We start from the raw sequence: 2,967 nt of genomic DNA on the forward strand, positions 1-2,967 counted from the left end.
CTCTGGATGCGCGCCATGTCGAGCAGGTTGGTCACCATGTCGGCCAGGCGGCGCGACTTGTCGCCGAGGCCGGCGGCGAGCTCGCGCTGGCGCGGCGACAGCGGCGGCTGGCTCGCGGCCAGCAGCTCGGCGGTGGCGACCAGCGCAGCCAGCGGCGTGCGCAGGTCGTGCGACAGCGCCGCGAGCAGCGAATTGCGCAGCCGCTCGGATTCCATCTGCACCGTCGCGTGCTGCGCGACCTCGATGTAGTGCACCCGCTCCAGCGCCATCGCCGCCAGCGCGGCGAAGGTCTCCAGCTGGCGGCGCTGCTCCGGCACCAGCAGCAGGCGCGGCTGCTGCGGCTGCACCGCCAGCACGCCGCGCGAACGCACCGTCGCCTTCAGCGGCAGGTAGAGCCAGGCGCTGCCGGGCAGCGTGTCGGTGCCGAGGCCGGCCGGCTGGTGGTGGTCGAGCACCCATTGCGCGGTGCCGAGGTCGAGCCCCGCGGCGAACGGCTGCGGCGATTGCAGCCGCTCGTCGAGGTCGAGCCCGAAGACCGCGACGCCGGCGCGGAACTCGCGCGCGATGACGGCTTRCGCCACCTCGACCGCGTGCTCGCGCGTCAGCGTGTTCGACAGGTCGCGGGCGGCCTCGAACAGGGCGCGCGAGCGGGCCTCGCGGTGCGTTGCGACGCGCACCTGGAAACGCAGGCCGGCGGTCAGCTGCCCGGTCACCAGACCGACGATCAGCATGATCGCGAAGGTCAGCAGGTACTGCGCGTCGGACACCGCGAACGACAGCCGCGGCACGACGAAGAAGTAGTCGAAGGCCGCGACGTTGACGAACGCCGCCAGCACCGCCGGGCCGCGGCCCAGCCCGACCGCGATGCAGACCACCGACAGCAGGAACACCATCACGATGTTCGCGAGGTCGAAGTACGGCACCAGCCCGTGCGTGACCAGCGCGGTCGCGGCGCAGGCGGCCACGGCCAGCGCGTAGCGGCGCAGCGGCGGGACCATGCTTGCTTCGGCTTCGGGCTGCGTTGCCGGCACGGGCGCCGGCCGGGCGCGCGGTGCGGCGCCGAGCTCGATGCGGTCGATGTCCGGCGCGAGGCGCGCCACCGCCTGGCCCATGCCGCGCGCCGGCCACCACCAGCGCGGGTTGCCCGAGCCCATCACCAGCTTCGACAGGTTGTGCTGCCGCGCATGCGCGACCAGCACCTCGGCGACATCCTGGCCCGACAGCACCGCGCTGCGCGCGCCCAGCGCCTGTGCCAGCTTGACGGCCTGCAGGATGCCCTCGCGGCGCGCGCCGGGCAGCCGCTGCAGGGCCGGCGTCTCGACATAGACCGCATGCCAGCTGACGGCCAGCTGCTGCGCGAGCCGCGCGGTGCTGCGCACCACCTGCTCGGCGCCCGGCTGCGGGCCGATGCAGCACAGCAGCGCGCCCTCGGTCTTCCAGACCTGCGCGATCGCGCGGTCGCTGCGGTAGGCCTGCACGTCGTCTTCCACCCGGTCGGCGGTGCGGCGCAGCGCCAGCTCGCGCAGCGCCATCAGGTTGCCCTTGCGGAAGAAGTTCTTCGCGGCGCGCTCGGCCTGCGCCGGCAGGTAGACCTTGCCGGCCTTCAGCCGCTCGATCAGCTCGTCGGCCGGCGTGTCGACCATCACGATCTCGTCGGCCCGGTCGAAGAAGGTGTCGGGCAGGGTCTCGTGCACGACGATCCCGGTGATGCCGCCGACCACGTCGTTCAGGCTCTCCAGGTGCTGCACGTTCAGCGTGCTGTAGACGTCGATGCCGGCGGCCAGCAGCTCCTCGACGTCCTGCCAGCGCTTCGGGTGGCGCGAGCCGGCGWGGTTCGAATGCGCCAGCTCGTCGACCAGCACCAGCGCCGGCCGGCGCGCCAGTGCGCCGTCGAGATCGAACTCCGCGAGCTGCCGGCCGCGGTGGTCGACCGTCTTCGCAGGCAGCACCGGCAGGCCGTCGAGCAGCGCCGCGGTCTCGCTGCGGCCATGCGTCTCGACGACCCCGGCCAGCACGTCGACGCCGTCGGACTGCATCTTGCGCGCGGCCGCCAGCATCGCGCAGGTCTTGCCGACGCCGGCCGACGAGCCGAAGTAGATGCGCAGCCGGCCGCGCGTGGCACGCTGCGCATCGTCGCGCAGCTGGGCCAGCAGGACGTCGGGATCGGGCCGCGGGATGTCGCTCATGGTGCGGCGACATTGTCACCGCCATTTGTGCAACGATGTTTGCCGCAACCCACCGGAGCGTGCCATGACCGACACACCTTTTCAGCCCGACCGGCAGCCCGACCTGAAGGCCGGCATCCCGCTCGAGCGCATCGCCGACGGCGCGATGCTGGCCGGGCAGATCGACGGCGAAGACGCGCTGCTGCTGCGCCAGGGCGATGCGGTCTACGCGATCGGCGGGCAATGCACCCACTACCACGCGGCACTGGCCGACGGCCTGCTCGACGGCCACGTGCTGCACTGCCCGATGCACCACGCGCAGTTCGACATCCGCAGCGGCGCGGCGCTCTGCGCGCCGGCGCTGGACGACCTGCCCTGCTGGCGCGTCGAGCAGCGCGACGGCCAGGTGTTCGCCCGCGAGCGCATCGTCGCCGCGCCACGTTCGCGCCGCGAGGCATCCCCGGGTGCGCTCGACGACGTGGTCATCGTCGGCGGCGGTGCGGCCGGGCTGGCCGCGGCCGACACGCTGCGGCGCGAAGGCTACGAGGGGCGCCTGGCGATCCTCAGTGCCGACACCGATCCCCCCTGCGACCGGCCGAACCTGTCGAAGGACTTCCTGGCCGGCACGGCCGAGGCCGACTGGATGCCGCTGCGGCCCGGCGACTGGTACGCCGAACGCCGCATCGAGCTGCTGCTGGACACGCGCGTCGACGCGATCGACGTCGCCGCGCGCCGGCTGCGGCTCGCCGGTGGCGCGCCGCGGCCGTTCGGCGCGCTGCTGCTCGCCACCGGTGCCGAGCCG

Annotated in this window: 2 protein-coding genes; one reads left to right on the forward strand and one right to left on the reverse strand. The window is 73.5% G+C overall.

Annotated elements, in window-relative coordinates:
• Positions 1-2,186, reverse strand: a 2,186-nt coding sequence (locus AC1D15_RS24815; protein WP_477828069.1) for a DUF4118 domain-containing protein, incomplete at its 3' end; no start/stop codon positions are given.
• A 64-nt stretch (positions 2,187-2,250) separates the two neighbouring features.
• Between AC1D15_RS24815 and AC1D15_RS24820 the strand changes: the two genes are divergently transcribed.
• A partial coding sequence (locus AC1D15_RS24820; protein WP_477828070.1) for a Rieske 2Fe-2S domain-containing protein occupies positions 2,251-2,967 on the forward strand: 717 nt, incomplete at its 3' end.

This window comes from Rhizobacter sp. P2_H2 (assembly GCF_056403375.1).